This window comes from Aquipuribacter sp. SD81 (assembly GCF_037153975.1).
GTDB lineage: Bacteria > Actinomycetota > Actinomycetes > Actinomycetales > JBBAYJ01 > Aquipuribacter.
On sequence record NZ_JBBAYJ010000017.1, the window covers coordinates 36,648 to 50,888 of the forward strand.

Here is a 14,241-nt window from a genome sequence, read left to right on the forward strand (position 1 = left end):
CCACGCGCTCCCCCGCGCAGCCCGGGACCGAGGGACCGGAGCCCGGGCGCCGCCGACCGCGCCCGTGCGAGGCGCGGCCCGACGACAGAGACCTGATGACCCGACACCTCACGATCCTCCCCGACCGTCCCCGACCCTCCCGGCGCCTGCACCGGGCCGGCGCGACCGCCGGCCTCACCGTGGCCGCGCTCGCGCTCGGCGTCGGCGGCTGGGCCGTCACGACCGCACCGACCCTCGCGACGGACGGCGACCGCGTCGCCGTCGGCGACCTGCTCGCGGGCGAGCCCGCAGGGGCCGCCGAGCAGGCGGCCGTCGCCGCCCGCACCGACGAGCAGGCCTCCCGCTCGCAGGAGCGGACGGCCGCCAGCGGCCTGCCCACCAGCGCCTCGCAGGCGCAGGCGTGGGCCCGCGACGACGCCCAGCTCCACGCGCGGCTCGCCGCCGAGGAGGCCGAGCGCGAGGCGGCCCGCGAGGCCGCCGCCGAGGCCGAGCGCGAGGCCGCCGAGGAGGAGGCCGCCCGCCTCGCCGCGCAGGAGGAGGCCGAGCGGAAGGCCGCCGAGGAGGAGGCCGCCCGCGTCGCCGCCGAGGAGGAGGCCGCCCGCGTCGCCGCCGAGGAGGAGGCCGCCCGTCTCGCCGCGGAGGAGGAGGCCGCTGAGGCCGCCGCCGCGGCCGAGCGCGAGGCCGCCGCCCGCGCCGCGGACCCCGGCTCCAACCGGGCCCTCGGCGAGCAGCTCATGTACGAGGCCGGGTTCTCCGGCGACCAGTGGTCGTGCCTGGACTCGCTGTGGCAGAAGGAGTCGGGCTGGAGCCACACGGCCGACAACCCGACCTCCAGCGCCTACGGCATCCCCCAGGCGCTCCCGGGCCGCAAGATGTCGTCGCACGGCGCCGACTGGGAGACGAACCCGGCCACCCAGATCCGCTGGGGCCTGTCGTACATCGCCGACGTCTACGGCAGCCCGTGCGCCGCGTGGCAGCACAGCCAGTCCCACAACTGGTACTGAGCCCCGCCCGCCCGCCCGCCCGCCCGCTCGCCCGCCCGCCCGGCCCCACCGCCCCCGCGGTCGTGGGACCCCCCGGCACCCGCCGCGTCGTCGGCGAGGTGCGGGGGGTCCCACGACCCGGCGCGGGAGCCGGTCGTCAGCGGCGCGCGGGCCCCGTCATCGTCGTGACGTCGAGGTAGCGGTCGAGCTGCTCCTCGGTGAGGCGTTCGCCGTCGACGTGGCCGAGCTCGACGACGGCCTCCTTGATCGTGATGCGCCGCGCGAGCGCGTGCTTCGCGACCTTCGCCGCCGCCTCGTAGCCGATGACGCGGTTGAGCGGCGTCACGATCGACGGCGAGGACTCCGCATACGCGCGGCAGCGCTCCTCGTCGGCCTCGATGCCGTCGACGCAGCGGTCCGCCAGCAGCCGGCTCGCGTTGGCGAGCAGCCGGGCCGACTCCAGCACGTTGCGGGCCATGACGGGGATCTGGACGTTGAGCTCGAACGTGCCCGACGCCCCGGCGAAGGCGACTGCGGCGTCGTTGCCCACCACCTGCGAGCACACCATGAGCATCGCCTCGGGCAGGACCGGGTTCACCTTGCCCGGCATGATCGAGCTGCCCGGCTGCAGGTCGGGCAGGCGGAGCTCGGCGAGCCCCGTCGTGGGGCCGGACGACTTCCAGCGCAGGTCGTTGCACACCTTGACGAGGCCGACCGCGACCGTCCGCAGCGCGCCGGAGGCCTCGACGAGCCCGTCGCGCGCACCCTGCGCCTCGAAGTGGTCGCGCGCCTCCGTGATCGGCAGGCCCGTCTCCGTCGCGAGGCGCTCCACGACCGCCGCCGCGAAGCCGTCGGGGGTGTTGATGCCCGTGCCGACGGCCGTGCCGCCGAGCGGCACCTCCGCGACGCGCGGGAGGACGGCGTGGACGCGCTCGACGCCGCGGCGGACCTGCGCGGCCCAGCCGCCCACCTCCTGCCCGAGCGTGACGGGCGTGGCGTCCATGAGGTGCGTGCGCCCCGACGTCACGACGTCCGCGAGCTCGGCCGCCTTGCGCTCCAGCGCCTGGGCCAGGTGCTCGAGCGCCGGGACGAGGTCGAGGGCGAGCGCGCCGGTCGCCGCCACGTGCACCGACGTGGGGAACACGTCGTTGCTGGACTGCGAGGCGTTGACGTGGTCGTTCGGGTGCACGTCGCGGCCGAGCCGGCGGGTCGCCAGCGTCGCGAGGACCTCGTTCATGTTCATGTTGCTGCTCGTGCCGGAGCCCGTCTGGAACACGTCGACGGGGAAGTCGGCGTCGAAGCGACCGTCCGGGGCGCCCGCGACGACCTCGTCCGCGGCGTCGGCGACGGCCTGCGCGACGTCCGCGTCGAGCACGCCGAGGTCGGCGTTGACCTGGGCGGCGGCCTTCTTGACCCGTGCGAGGGCCACGACGTGCGCCCGCTCCAGACCGACCCCGCTGATGGGGAAGTTCTCGACGGCGCGCTGGGTCTGCGCCCGGTACAGCGCCCGCGCCGGGACGCGCACCTCGCCCATGGTGTCGTGCTCGACGCGGTAGCCGTCGGCGTCGGACGCGGGCTCGGGTCCTGGCTCCGGTGCGGTGCCGGGGGTGAGGGGGTTCGCCATGCCCCCATCATGGTGCGCCGCCGCCCCACGGGCGCGAGGGTGGGGCCGTGAGACCGGCCACGCACGACGTGCTCGTCGCGGTGCAGCTGGTGGCCGCGGCCGGCCACGCGCTGCCCGGTGGACCGCGCCTGCCGCTGCCCGCCGCCTGGCGACGCCCGGCCCGGCTGGCGGGCGCCGCCCTCCTCGTGGCCGGGACCGGCGTCGCGGTGACCTCGGCCACGCAGCTCGGTCGCGACCTCACGCCCCGCCCGCGGCCGCGTGACGGGGCCGTGCTGCGTACCGACGGGCCGTACGCGCTGTCCCGGCACCCGCTGTACGCCGGGCTGCTCGCCGCCTCGGCCGGTGCGGTCCTCGTGCGCGGGAGGGTCACGACGGCGCTCTCGGCTGCCGTCCTGGCCACCGTCCTGCACGTCAAGGCGGGCGAGGAGGACCGGCTGCTCGCCGAGCGCTTCGGTCCGGCGTGGCGGGCCTGGGCCGACCGCGTGCCTCGGCTGGTCGGCGTCCCGGGTCGCCGGCCCTGAGGCCGGGCTCAGGAGAGCCCGGTCGACCACTCCTCGCGGACGACACCGTCGGTGAGGGCGTAGGAGGCGCCGACCACGCCGAGGCGCCCGTCGTCGACGGCCCGGCGCAGGGCCGTCGAGCGCTCGAGGACCTGCTCCGCGGTGCAGCGGACGTGGGTGCGCACGACGTCGTCGACGGCGTCCTGACCCGCGTGCTCGGCCACCAGGACGCTCGGCGTGACGCGCTCCACGATGTCGCGGACGAAGCCGCCGGGCATGGTGCCGTCGCGCCGAGCCGCGAGCGTGGCCGCGACCGCGCCGCACGAGTCGTGCCCGAGCACGACGAGCAGGGGCACGCCGAGCGCGTCGACGGCGAACTCGAGCGACCCCACGACGGTGGCGTCCAGGACGTGGCCGGCGGTCCGGACGACGAACAGGTCGCCCAGACCGCGGTCGAAGACCAGCTCCGCGGCGACGCGGGAGTCGCTGCACCCGAGCACGGCCGCGAACGGCGACTGGCCGCCCGCGACGCGCTGCCGCTGGGCGAGGTCGGCGTTGGGGCGCTCGGCGCGGTCGGCCGCGAAGCGGTCGTTCCCGGCCCGCAGCGCGCGCCACGCGGCCTCAGGGGTCCGGAGCGATGCGTCCTCGTGCACGGGGTACAGCCTGCCAGTCGGGATCAGCCCGCCACGCGGGCGTCCAGCTCCTCACGCCACGGCGGGTCGGCGCCCGGGCGCGCGCACGTCAGCGCGGCGACGAGGGCCGCGTGCCGCAGCACCTCGGCGAGCGTCCCGGTGTCGAGCGCCGCGAGCGCGGCGCGCCGGTCGGCGCCGAGCAGCGACCGGGACGCGAGCGCGTCGAGCAGGCCGGCCATGAAGGCGTCACCGGCCCCGACGGTGTCGGCCACGTCCGTGCGCGGGGTGTCGACGTGGACCGCGCCGGCCGCCACGACGGCGTCGGCGCCCTCCCCGCCCCGCGTCACGACGACGAGCGAGGGCCCGCGCGTGAGCCACGCGCCCGCGACGTCGAGCGGGTCGACCCCGGGCCGCAGCCACGCGAGGTCCTCGTCGCTCACCTTGACGACGTCGGCGATGCCGACGTACGCGAGGACCTTCGCGAGGGCGAGGTCGGGCTCGCCCATGAGCGCGGGCCGCGTGTTGGGGTCGTAGGTGATCGTCGAGCGGTGCCGCGTGCGCGACAGCAGGGCCTCCGCCACGGCGCTGCCGGGACCGAGCACGGCCGCGATCGACCCGGTGTGGACGACGTCGAAGCCCTCCGGCCCGCTGACGGCCTGCAGGTCGACCGCCGGCACGACGGGGTCGAGGTCGAAGTCGTACGTCGCGACCCCGGTGCCGTCGAGCCGTGCGGTCGCGGTCGAGGTCCTCGCCGCCTCACGGCTGCCCGGCACGAGCTGGACGCCGGAGTCCTCCAGGTGGCGGGCGACGAGGTCGCCGTCCTCGTCGGCACCGAGCCACGTGAGCAGCTCGGCGCGGTGCCCGAGCCGGGACAGGCCGAGGGCCACGTTGGCCGGGCTGCCGCCCGGGTGCCGGCCCCGCGAGGCCCCGTCGTGGCCGACGACCACGTCGACGAGCGCTTCTCCGACCACCAGTGCCCGTGCCACCGTCGCAGGCTAGTGGACCGGCGGTGTGCCGCCCCGGACGCACCGGCCCCGCACACATCCGGCCGGGCGTCCTGCGACCATGACCTCGTGATCGCAGTCGTGATCGGAGTCGTGATCGGAGCGGTGATCGGGCGGTGAGCGGGCGGTGAGCGGCGCCGGTGGCGCCGAGGGCCGTCGGTCCCGTGGCCGTGGCAGCGCCTTCGACCTCGTGCGGAGCCTCGCGCTCGTGCTCGGCGTCGTCGCGGTCGTCGTCTTCTTCCTCGCCCCGCAGCCGACGCCGGAGCGGCTCCCGGCCCTCGACGACGGCGCCGGCGCGCGCGCGGCGAGCGCGGCGGCGGCGGACCTCGGCCTGGCGCCGGTCCTCGTGCTCGGCGGCGCGCCGCGCGAGGTCGTCGGGGCCGACGCGACGGTGGACGTCCGCTTCCTCGGCGAGGACTGGCAGCTCGACTACGCGCGCACGGAGCCGGTCGTGGACGTCGCCACGTGGCGCCAGGGGGTGCTGTCCCCCGGCGACCGGCGGGTGACCGTCGAGCAGGCCCCGAGCGACGCGGTCGACGACACGTGGCTCGCACGCCCCGGCGAGGAGGCCGACCGCGAGCCGGCGGAGGTCGTGGCCGCCGCCGAGCCGCTCGAGGTCGCCGGCGTGCAGTGGCAGCGGCTCCGGCACGGGGACGGTCGGACCGCCTACGTCCGGGAGGACGGCGGGACCACGACGTCCGTCAGCGCGACGGACGACGCGGCCTACCTCGTCGAGGTGGTCGAGCTGCTGTCGGCCCCGGCGTCGGCCCCCGCGTCGGCGGAGCCGACCGGCTGACCCGCCTGCTGGGCGTCCTGACCCGCATGCTGGGCGTCGTCGAGGCGCTGCAGCGCCCCGTCGAGCACGTCCTGGCAGCGCTCGGCCAGCCGCTCACCGCGCTCCCACAGCGCGAGGGACTCCTCGAGGTCGGCCGAGCCGGACTCCAGGCGGCGGACCACCTCGAGCAGCTCGTCGCGCGCCGCCTCGTAGGGGAGGGTCGCGGGGTCCGGACCGGTCGCCGGCGGGGTCGGCCGTGATCCGGTCGGGTGCGGGTCGGGTCGGCTCACGGGGCGCTCCTCGCGGTCGGTGCGGTGCTGGGGGAGGTGGTGGCGGTCCCCGGTGCGGGGGCGTCCGCGACGACGACGTCGAGCCGGCCGTCAGCGAGGTCGACCCGGAGCCCGCTGCCGGGCGGTGCCTGGGCGGACGACGTCACGACGTGGCCGTCGTCGCGGCGCACGACGGCGTACCCGCGCGCGAGGGTCGCGCCCGGCGACAGGGCCCGCAGGTGGGCGAGGGTCGCCGCGAGCGACTCCGACCGTCGTTCCAGGCCGCGCCGCGCGGCGGCCCGACCGCGGGTGCGGAGGTCGGCGAGGGCTGCGACGCGCTGCTCGAAGAGCCCCCTGAGGTCGCGCAGGGCGGGCCGGGCCCGCAGGTCCGCGAGCGCGGCCCGCTCCCGCTCGACACGCCGGCGCACCACGGCGCGGGCCCGCTCGTGCGCCTGCCCGACGACGGCGCGCTCCGCGGCGGCGTCCGGCACGACCCGGCGCGCGGCGTCGGTGGGGGTCGACGCGCGGACGTCGGCGACGAGGTCGAGCAGCGGGGTGTCGACCTCGTGGCCGATCGCCGACACCACCGGCGTCGTGCAGGCGGCCACCACGCGCAGCAGCGACTCGTTGCTGAAGGGCAGCAGGTCCTCGGTCGAGCCCCCACCGCGGGCCACGACGACGACGTCGACGTCGGGGTGGGCGTCGAGCTCGCGGACGGCGTCGCTGACCTGCTGCACCGCGAGCGGTCCCTGCACCGCCACCTCGCGCACCTCCACGCGGACGGCGGGCCAGCGTCGGCGGGCGTTGTCCACGACGTCGCGCTCGGCGGCGCTGCCGCGCCCGCAGACGAGCCCGACCGTGCCGGGCAGGAACGGCAGCGGCCGCTTGCGGGAGGCGTCGAAGAGGCCCTCGCCGGCGAGCGTGCGGCGCAGCTGCTCGAGGCGGGCGAGCAGCTCGCCCTCGCCGACGGGGCGCACGAGCACGACGAACAGCGACAGGCTGCCGCGCCCGGTGTGGAAGCGGACCTGCACCCGCAGCACGACACGGGCGCCCTCGCGGACGCCCGGCCCCGCGGCCTCGACGGTGCGGACCGGCGCCACCGCCTGCATCGACGTGTCGGTGTCGGTGTCGCGCAGCCGGAGGAAGGCGAGGCCCGAACCCGGGCGCCGGTCGAGCGAGACGAGCTGGGCCTCGACCCACAGCGCCGGCATCCTGTCGACGTACACGCCGATGTTGTGCGCGAGCAGCCGCAGCGGCCACGGCTGCTCCGCCGTGGTGTCGCTCGCCCGCTCGGGCAGTGCGCGGACGCGTTCCATCGCGGGCAAACCTACGATGGGGTCGTGACGGATTCCCCCAAGCGTGTCCTCCTGGCGGCTCCCCGCGGCTACTGCGCCGGCGTCGACAGGGCCGTGGTGGCCGTCGAGAAGGCGCTGGAGCTCTACGGCCCGCCCGTGTACGTGCGCAAGCAGATCGTGCACAACAAGCACGTCGTGGAGACCCTCGCGGCCCGCGGCGCCGTCTTCGTCGACGAGACCGATGAGGTGCCGGAGGGCGCCCGGGTCGTGTTCAGCGCGCACGGCGTCTCGCCGCAGGTCCACGCCGAGGCGGCCCGCCGCATGCTGCAGACCATCGACGCGACGTGCCCGCTCGTGACCAAGGTGCACCGCGAGGCGGTCCGCTTCGCCGACGACGACTTCGACATCCTGCTCATCGGCCACGAGGGCCACGAGGAGGTCGAGGGCACCGCGGGCGAGGCGCCGGAGCGCATCCAGCTCGTCGACGGGCCCGACGACGTCGACGGCGTCGTCGTGCGCGACCCCTCACGGGTCGTGTGGCTGTCGCAGACCACGCTGAGCGTCGACGAGACGATGGAGACGGTCCGCCGGCTGCGCGAGCGCTTCCCCGAGCTGCAGGACCCGCCGAGCGACGACATCTGCTACGCGACCCAGAACCGCCAGGTCGCGGTGAAGAAGGTCGCCCGCGAGGCCGAGCTCGTCATCGTGGTCGGCTCGGCGAACTCCTCCAACAGCGTCCGGCTCGTGGAGGTCGCGCTCGAGAACGGCGCGGACGCCTCCTACCGGGTGGACAACGTGCGCGAGATCGACGAGGCGTGGCTGGACGGCGTCTCGACGGTCGGCGTCACGTCCGGCGCGTCGGTGCCGGAGATCCTCGTCCGCGAGGTCCTCGACTGGCTGGCCGGGCGCGGCTACGGCTCGGTCGAGGAGGTCGTGACGGCGGAGGAGGACCTGCTGTTCTCGCTGCCGAAGGAGCTGCGCCGCGACATCAAGCAGGCCAAGCAGCAGGCCGCGGCCGCCCGGGCCTGACAGTGCCGGCCCGCGGGGACCGCTCCGGACCGCCCACCGACTGGGTGAGCGGGGAGCGGGTGTTCGCGCCGCCCACCGGGACGCTGGACGTCGACTGGCTGGTGCCCGCGGTCCTCGAGGCCGTGCCGGGGTCGACGCCGGAGCAGGCGCGCACCGCGCTCGTCGCGGCCGCCACGGCGCCGGGCGGTCCCGACGACGCGGGTGAGCCGGCGGGGGAGACGGCGGAGGAGAGCCGGCCGGACGACCCCGACGAGGTGCGGCTCGCGGCGGACCGGGTGGTGGCCGAGGCCCGGCGGTCGTTCCGGGCCTGATCACAGCCGAGCCGTGACACCCGCCGAGCGACCCGATGAGGGCGCCGACGTGGGTGCCGACGTGGTCGCCGACGTGGGTGCCGACCCCATCCCGGGGATCGACGCGATGCTGAGCGGCGGGCACCCGAGCTCGCTCGGGCGGACCGCCGAGGTGGTCGACCTCGTGCTCGCCGACGGCCGGGGCGTCAGGACGCAGACCGCCGCGGGCCGTCGAGCTCTGCGCCGCCGGCGTGCTTGGGGTGGCTCCGGCCCCGCGGAGCGACGGAGCCCGGTCGGCCGTCCGGGCCCTCCGGGTCGGCGAGGCCGTCGAGCAGCTCCGGGGCCGTGAGGGGCCGCGGCACCGCGTCGAGCGCCGCGAGCTCGGCGAGGCCGTCGTCGACGACGCCCAGGTCGCGCATCCGCCGCGCCGTGACGAGCACCCGGGTCTCCAGCGAGCCGACCATCGTGTTGTACGCCTCGACCGAGCGGTGCAGGTCACGGCCGAGGCGCTGCGCGTGCCCCCCGAGCGTGCCGAGCCGCGCGTGGAGCTCGCGGCCCACCTCGAACAGCTCGCGCGCGGAGCCGGCGAGCGCCTCCTGCTGCCAGGTGAGCGCGACGGTCCGCAGCAGCGCGAGGAGCGTCGTCGGCGTGGCGAGCACGACCCGCTTCGCCATGGCGGCCTCCAGCAGCGCCGGGTCCGCGTCGCACGCGGCGGCGAGGAACGCCTCGCCGGGCACGAAGCACACGACCAGCTCCGGCGACGGCTCGAAGGCCGTCCAGTACTCCTTGGCCGCGAGCGCGTCGACGTGGCGGCGCAGCGAGGCGGCGTGGGCGGCGTGGTCCTGCTCGAGGAAACCCGCGAGTGGCGCCTTCGCGTCGACGACGACGTGCTTGCCGCCGGGCAGACGCACCACGAGGTCCGGCCGTACCGCCGCGCCTGCGCGCGAGGTCCCCGACGCCTGCGCCGTGAAGTCGACCCGCTCGAGCATGCCCGCGTGCTCGACGACCCGGCGCAGCTGCACCTCCCCCCATGCGCCGCGGACGTTGGGCGAGCGGAGCGCTCCCGCGAGCGCCTCGGTCTGCGAGCGCAGGGCCTCGTTCGTGCTCGCGAGCCCGCTCAGCTGCTCGCGGAGGCCGGCGTACTGGTCGACGCGGTCGCGTTCGAGCACCGACACCTGCCGCTCGACCCGCGCGAGGGCCGAGGTGAGGGGGGCGAGCGCACGGTCGGTGCCGTCGCGCTCGGCGAGCGTGCGGCGGAGGTCGTCGGCCTGCGAGCGGACCATGTCGCGCTCCGCTACCACCTGGGCGTGCTCCGCCCGTGCCCGGGCGCGCAGCAGCGTGGTCGCGGCGGCCGCACCGGCTGCGGTGCCGAGCAGCAGGCCGAGCACGAGGAGCAGGAGGGGGAGCGGGTCCATACGGCGATGGTCCGCCGCGGCCCGGACACAACCCGGCAGCGACGCGCGCCGGGGCTCGCCGGCACCCCCGTAGACTCCCCGCACGTGGCTCTGACCATCGGCATCGTGGGACTGCCCAACGTGGGCAAGTCGACCCTGTTCAACGCGCTCACCGCCAACGAGGTGCTGGCCGCGAACTACCCGTTCGCGACCATCGAGCCGAACGTCGGGGTGGTCCCGCTGCCGGACGAGCGCCTCGACCGGCTCGCGGAGATCTTCGCGAGCGAGCGGACCGTGCCCGCGACGGTGTCGTTCGTCGACATCGCCGGCATCGTGCGCGGCGCGAGCGAGGGCCAGGGGCTCGGCAACAAGTTCCTGGCCAACATCCGCGAGGCCGACGCGATCTGCCAGGTCATCCGCGCCTTCGTCGACGACGACGTCACGCACGTCGACGGTCGCGTCGACCCCGCGGCCGACATCGAGACCATCAACACCGAGCTCGTCCTCGCCGACCTGCAGACGGTCGAGAACGCGCTGCCGCGCCTGGAGAAGGAGGTCCGCGGCAAGAAGACGGACCCCGCCGTCCTCGCCGCCGCGCAGCAGGCCGAGGCGACGCTGTCCGACGGCGTGCCGCTGTCGAGCGCGGTCAAGGCGGGTCGGCTCGAGGCGGCGCACCTGCGCGAGCTCGGCCTGCTGACGACCAAGCCGTTCCTCTACGTCTTCAACGTCGACGCGGCCACCCTCGGCGACGACGAGGCGGCGCTCGCGCGACGGCAGGAGCTGGCCGCCCTCGTCGCGCCGGCCGAGGCCATCTTCCTCGACGCGCAGCTGGAGTCCGACCTCGCAGGGCTGGAGCCGGAGGACGCCGCCGAGCTGCTCGCGGAGTCCGGCCAGAGCGAGCCCGGTCTGCACCAGCTCGCGCGCGTCGGCTTCGCCACCCTCGGCCTGCAGACCTACCTGACGGCCGGCCCCAAGGAGTCCCGCGCCTGGACCATCCCGCAGGGGGCCACGGCGCCGGAGGCCGCGGGTGTGATCCACACCGACTTCCAGCGCGGCTTCATCAAGGCGGAGGTCGTGTCCTACGGCGACCTCGTGGACGCGGGCTCCATGGCGGAGGCGAAGTCCCGCGGCAAGGTCCGCATGGAGGGCAAGGACTACGTGATGGCCGACGGCGACGTCGTGGAGTTCCGCTTCAACGTCTGAGGGTTCCGCTTCGACGTCTGACCGGGCCGCGCCCGGCCGAGCCGCTGCGCGCCGCCCCCCGGGCAGGGGTGGGTCGTCGCGCGCTCGCGACGGGTGCTGGCTGGGAAGGCGCGACACGCCGGACCCGACCAGCAGGAGCCAGCACTCGTCGCAACATGACGAGTGCTGGGTCTGCGGCGGCTCGGCCGGCGTGTCGGCCCCTCCCACCCAGCCCGCGTCGTGAGCGTCGCGGTACCTACCCTGTGGCTCGGCCCGGTCGGGCGGCGAACCGGACCGACGCGCGTTGCGGAGGCCGGCGGGACGGCCGGTGGCCGGCGGGACGGCCGGTGGCCGGCGGTCCCGCCGCGGGACGGCAGGCTGTGACGGTGCCCAGCGACGCCGTCGTGCTCGACCCCCTCACCCTCAGCGCGTGCCTGGTCGTCGTCGCGCTCGGGGCGCTCGTGCAGGGGGTGCTCGGCTTCGGCCTCGCGCTCCTTGCCGTGCCGGTGCTCGTGTTCCTCGTCCCTGGGCTCGTGCCCGTCGGGGTGCTCGTGGCGGTCCTGCCGCTGGTCGTGCTGCAGGCGCTCCGGGAGCGTGCGCACGTCGACGCCCGGGGCTTCGGCTGGGCGCTCGTAGGGCGCGTGCCCGGCGGGCTGGCCGGGGCCGCGGCCGTCGCCCTGCTGCCGGTGCGGGGACTGCAGCTGCTCGTGGCGGCCACGGTGCTCGCCGCCGTCGGTGCGGCGGTCCACGCCGACAGTCCCCGCCGGGTCCGCCGAGACGGGCTGGCCGGGCCTGACCCCGAGCTTGCCGTCCTCCCGCCCGCCGGCGGCGCGACGGCACGACAGCCCCGCCGGGCCACGCTCGCGCTCGCCGGTGCCCTCAGCGGCCTCGGCGGCACGACCTCGGGCATCGGCGGGCCGCCGATGGCGATCGCGTACCGGAACGCGGGCGGGCAGGTGCTGCGGGCCACGCTCGCGACGTTCTTCCTCGTCGGCGCCCTGCTCAGCCTCGGCTCGCTCCTCGCGGTCGGCGAGGTGAGCACGGCGAGCCTCGCCCAGGGTGCGGTCCTCGTCCCGGCCGTCGTCGTCGGGTACCTCGCCGCCGCTCCGCTGCGGCGCCGGGTCGACCCCGTCCGGGTGCGGCAGGCGGTCCTCGTCGTCTCCGCGGCTGCCGGTGCGGGCCTCCTCGTGCAGGCGCTGCTGCCGTGAGGTCGCTCCCAGGCGTTACCCAGGCACCGCCCGGTTTGTCACGGTGCGTGCGCGAATGTGCCGTGCTGCTACCGCGCGGTGACGACGGTACGCGCACGACGGTTGCGACTCGGTAACGAGGGGCCTCCGTTCTTGCGGTCGTCGTCCGGTCTGCGGCATGTTTCGGCGGTCACCCGCCGTTCCGGCCAGAAACCGTGCGGCGACAGAAACCTGATGGAGGATCCCCAGTGATCAGCACCCGGACAAGCGCGAAGGTCATCGCGCTGCTCGCCGGCTCCGCCCTCGTCCTCAGCGCCTGCGCGACGTCGGACGACGGTGCCGCGGAGGGCGAGGCCACGGCCGGCGGCGGCGACGCGGCGACGGCGGAGCCCACGGACACCGGCGCGAGCGCCGGCGAGGCCGCTGGCAGCGGCACGTTCACGTGGGCCTACGAGCAGGAGATCTTCTCGTACAACTCGGACACCGCCGAGACCAACGCCTCCGCGAACGCAGTCGCCCTCAACCCCGTCCTGCGCGGGTTCTGGTACTTCGGTCCCGAGGGCACCGTCGAGCCGGACGAGGAGTTCGGCACGTTCGAGGTCACGAGCGAGGACCCGCTGACGATCGACTACACGTTCGCCGAGGAGGCCGTCTGGTCCGACGGCGAGCCGATCGACTGCGACGACGCCGTCCTGTACTGGGCGGCCCAGAACGGTGGCTTCCCCGAGTTCTCCGCCGCCGGCAACACCGGCTACGAGTCGCACGCGCGCCCCGACTGCGAGGACGGCGACAAGTCGTTCACCGTCACGTACGACACGCCGTACGCCGACTACGCGGCCACCTACGGCGCCATGAAGCCGGCCCACGTGCTCGAGCGCGAGAGCGGCGTCGAGGACATCATCGCCGCGGTCGACGCCGGCGACGCCGAGGCCCTCTCCCCGGCCGCCGAGTTCTGGAACACCGGCTGGAACTTCGCGCCGGGCGAGTGGAACTCCGAGACCGCGCTGTCCTCCGGCCCGTACGTGGTCGACAGCTGGGAGGCCGGCCAGTCGCTCACCTACACGGCCAACCCCGAGTGGTGGGGCACGCCGCCGGCCAGCGACACCATCGTCACGCGCTTCATCGCGCAGGACGCCCAGGCCCAGGCGCTGCAGAACGGCGAGATCCAGGCCATGGCGCCCCAGCCCAGCCCCGACCTGCTCGCGCAGCTCGAGGCGATCGGCGACTCCATCGAGGTCGCCGGCCAGGACCAGTACACGTACGAGCACTGGGACTTCAACTTCCAGGGCGAGTTCGCGGACCCGGTGCTGCGTGAGGCGTTCGCCCTCTGCATCCCCCGCCAGACCATGATCGACAACCTCATCGCCCCGCTCAACCCCGAGGCCGAGGTGCTGAACGCGCGCTTCAGCTTCCCGTTCGAGCCCGACTACGAGGCCATCGTCGGCGCGGCCTACGACGGCCAGTCCGAGCAGGACATCGAGGCCGCCGCCGCGCTCCTCGAGGAGAACGGCCTCACGGGCACCACGCTGCGCCTCGGCCACAACGCGAACCCGCGTCGTCAGCAGGAGGCCGCCCTCATCGTCGACGCCTGCGGCCCGAACGGCGCCGGCTTCGACGTGCAGGACATCGGCAACGAGAACTTCTTCGAGGCCGACGGCGAGCTCGCCACGGGTGCCTTCGACGTCGCGCAGTTCGCGTGGGCGGGCTCCCCGCTCAAGTCGGGCTCCGTCTCGACGTTCGAGTGCGTCCCCGAGGGTGAGCCCAAGGGCAACAACAACGGCTACTACTGCAACGAGGAGGTCGACGCCCTGCTCGATCAGCTCGTGCAGGAGCCCGACGCCGACGCGCAGACCGAGCTCGTGACGCAGATCGAGACGATCCTCTGGGAGGACCTCGCCACGATCCCGGGCTTCACCTTCCCCGGCCTGCTCGCCACGACCTCCGGTGTCGAGGGCGTCGTGTACAACCCGACCCAGGCCGACCTCACGTGGAACGCGTGGGAGTGGGCGAACACCGCGCAGTGACGTCGGTCTGACGCCACTGCAGCAGCACCACCGCACCAGCAGCACGACGGACG

The 14,241-nt window shown here is 75.7% G+C and carries 14 protein-coding genes; 8 read left to right on the forward strand and 6 right to left on the reverse strand.

The genetic code is table 11. From position 1 onward, the window contains the following. The first annotated feature begins 95 nt into the window (after positions 1–95). Positions 96–1,004 (forward strand): hypothetical protein, encoded by a 909-nt coding sequence (locus tag WAA21_RS11505; protein ID WP_336922950.1) that lies wholly within the window; start codon positions 96–98, stop codon positions 1,002–1,004. 136 nt (positions 1,005–1,140) lie between these two features. On the opposite strand, the gene WAA21_RS11510 is transcribed toward WAA21_RS11505, so the two are convergent. After that, the gene (locus WAA21_RS11510) at positions 1,141–2,607 is read right to left on the reverse strand and encodes a class II fumarate hydratase (RefSeq protein WP_336922951.1); all 1,467 of its coding nucleotides are present in this window, start codon (positions 2,605–2,607) and stop codon (positions 1,141–1,143) included. Between the two features lie 47 nt (positions 2,608–2,654). On the opposite strand from WAA21_RS11510, the gene WAA21_RS11515 reads away from it, so the two are divergent. After that, positions 2,655–3,128, forward strand: coding sequence for a methyltransferase family protein (locus tag WAA21_RS11515; RefSeq protein WP_336922952.1), 474 nt, complete (start codon positions 2,655–2,657; stop codon positions 3,126–3,128). An 8-nt stretch (positions 3,129–3,136) separates the two neighbouring features. Here WAA21_RS11515 and WAA21_RS11520 read toward each other — a convergent pair whose 3' ends face one another. Together WAA21_RS11520 and WAA21_RS11525 are read right to left on the reverse strand one after the other, a co-directional pair. After that, positions 3,137–3,760 carry a carbonic anhydrase gene (locus WAA21_RS11520; protein ID WP_336922953.1) on the reverse strand — a complete coding sequence of 208 codons (624 nt, stop codon included), beginning with the start codon at positions 3,758–3,760 and terminating at the stop codon, positions 3,137–3,139. Positions 3,761–3,783: 23 nt separating this feature from the next. After that, positions 3,784–4,725: a carbohydrate kinase family protein gene (locus WAA21_RS11525; protein ID WP_336922954.1), complete on the reverse strand. Its 942-nt coding sequence runs from the start codon at positions 4,723–4,725 to the stop codon at positions 3,784–3,786. Between the two features lie 145 nt (positions 4,726–4,870). Here WAA21_RS11525 and WAA21_RS11530 point away from each other — a divergent pair, with 145 nt between their 5' ends. Continuing rightward, on the forward strand, positions 4,871–5,539 hold the full coding sequence (locus WAA21_RS11530) for a DUF4245 family protein (RefSeq protein ID WP_336922955.1): 669 nt from the start codon (positions 4,871–4,873) through the stop codon (positions 5,537–5,539). On the opposite strand, the gene WAA21_RS11535 is transcribed toward WAA21_RS11530, so the two are convergent. Further along, on the reverse strand, positions 5,467–5,808 hold the full coding sequence (locus WAA21_RS11535; protein ID WP_336922956.1) for an exodeoxyribonuclease VII small subunit: 342 nt from the start codon (positions 5,806–5,808) through the stop codon (positions 5,467–5,469). The two genes, WAA21_RS11530 and WAA21_RS11535, sit on opposite strands and share 73 nt — an antisense overlap. After that, positions 5,805–7,103, reverse strand: coding sequence for an exodeoxyribonuclease VII large subunit (xseA, locus tag WAA21_RS11540; protein WP_336922957.1), 1,299 nt, complete (start codon positions 7,101–7,103; stop codon positions 5,805–5,807). Before xseA ends, WAA21_RS11535 begins: the two co-directional genes overlap by 4 nt. Positions 7,104–7,127: 24 nt before the next feature. Between xseA and WAA21_RS11545 the strand changes: the two genes are divergently transcribed. Together WAA21_RS11545 and WAA21_RS11550 are read left to right on the forward strand one after the other, a co-directional pair. Beyond that, positions 7,128–8,111, forward strand: coding sequence for a 4-hydroxy-3-methylbut-2-enyl diphosphate reductase (locus WAA21_RS11545; protein ID WP_336922958.1), 984 nt, complete (start codon positions 7,128–7,130; stop codon positions 8,109–8,111). 59 nt (positions 8,112–8,170) lie between these two features. Next, on the forward strand, positions 8,171–8,422 hold the full coding sequence (locus tag WAA21_RS11550; RefSeq protein ID WP_336922959.1) for a hypothetical protein: 252 nt from the start codon (positions 8,171–8,173) through the stop codon (positions 8,420–8,422). A gap of 185 nt (positions 8,423–8,607) precedes the next feature. Here WAA21_RS11550 and WAA21_RS11555 read toward each other — a convergent pair whose 3' ends face one another. Further along, the gene (locus WAA21_RS11555; protein WP_336922960.1) at positions 8,608–9,816 is read right to left on the reverse strand and encodes a DNA recombination protein RmuC; all 1,209 of its coding nucleotides are present in this window, start codon (positions 9,814–9,816) and stop codon (positions 8,608–8,610) included. Between the two features lie 84 nt (positions 9,817–9,900). On the opposite strand from WAA21_RS11555, the gene ychF reads away from it, so the two are divergent. The 3 genes from ychF (at position 9,901) to WAA21_RS11570 (ending at position 14,188) form a co-directional block, all read left to right on the forward strand. Then, entirely contained in the window at positions 9,901–10,998 is a 1,098-nt protein-coding gene (gene ychF, locus WAA21_RS11560) for a redox-regulated ATPase YchF (RefSeq protein WP_336922961.1), read from the forward strand. A gap of 365 nt (positions 10,999–11,363) precedes the next feature. Then, positions 11,364–12,185, forward strand: a complete 822-nt coding sequence (locus tag WAA21_RS11565; protein ID WP_336922962.1) for a TSUP family transporter — start codon at positions 11,364–11,366, stop codon at positions 12,183–12,185. A gap of 227 nt (positions 12,186–12,412) precedes the next feature. Continuing rightward, positions 12,413–14,188: an ABC transporter family substrate-binding protein gene (locus tag WAA21_RS11570; protein ID WP_336922963.1), complete on the forward strand. Its 1,776-nt coding sequence runs from the start codon at positions 12,413–12,415 to the stop codon at positions 14,186–14,188. Positions 14,189–14,241: the final 53 nt, after the last annotated feature.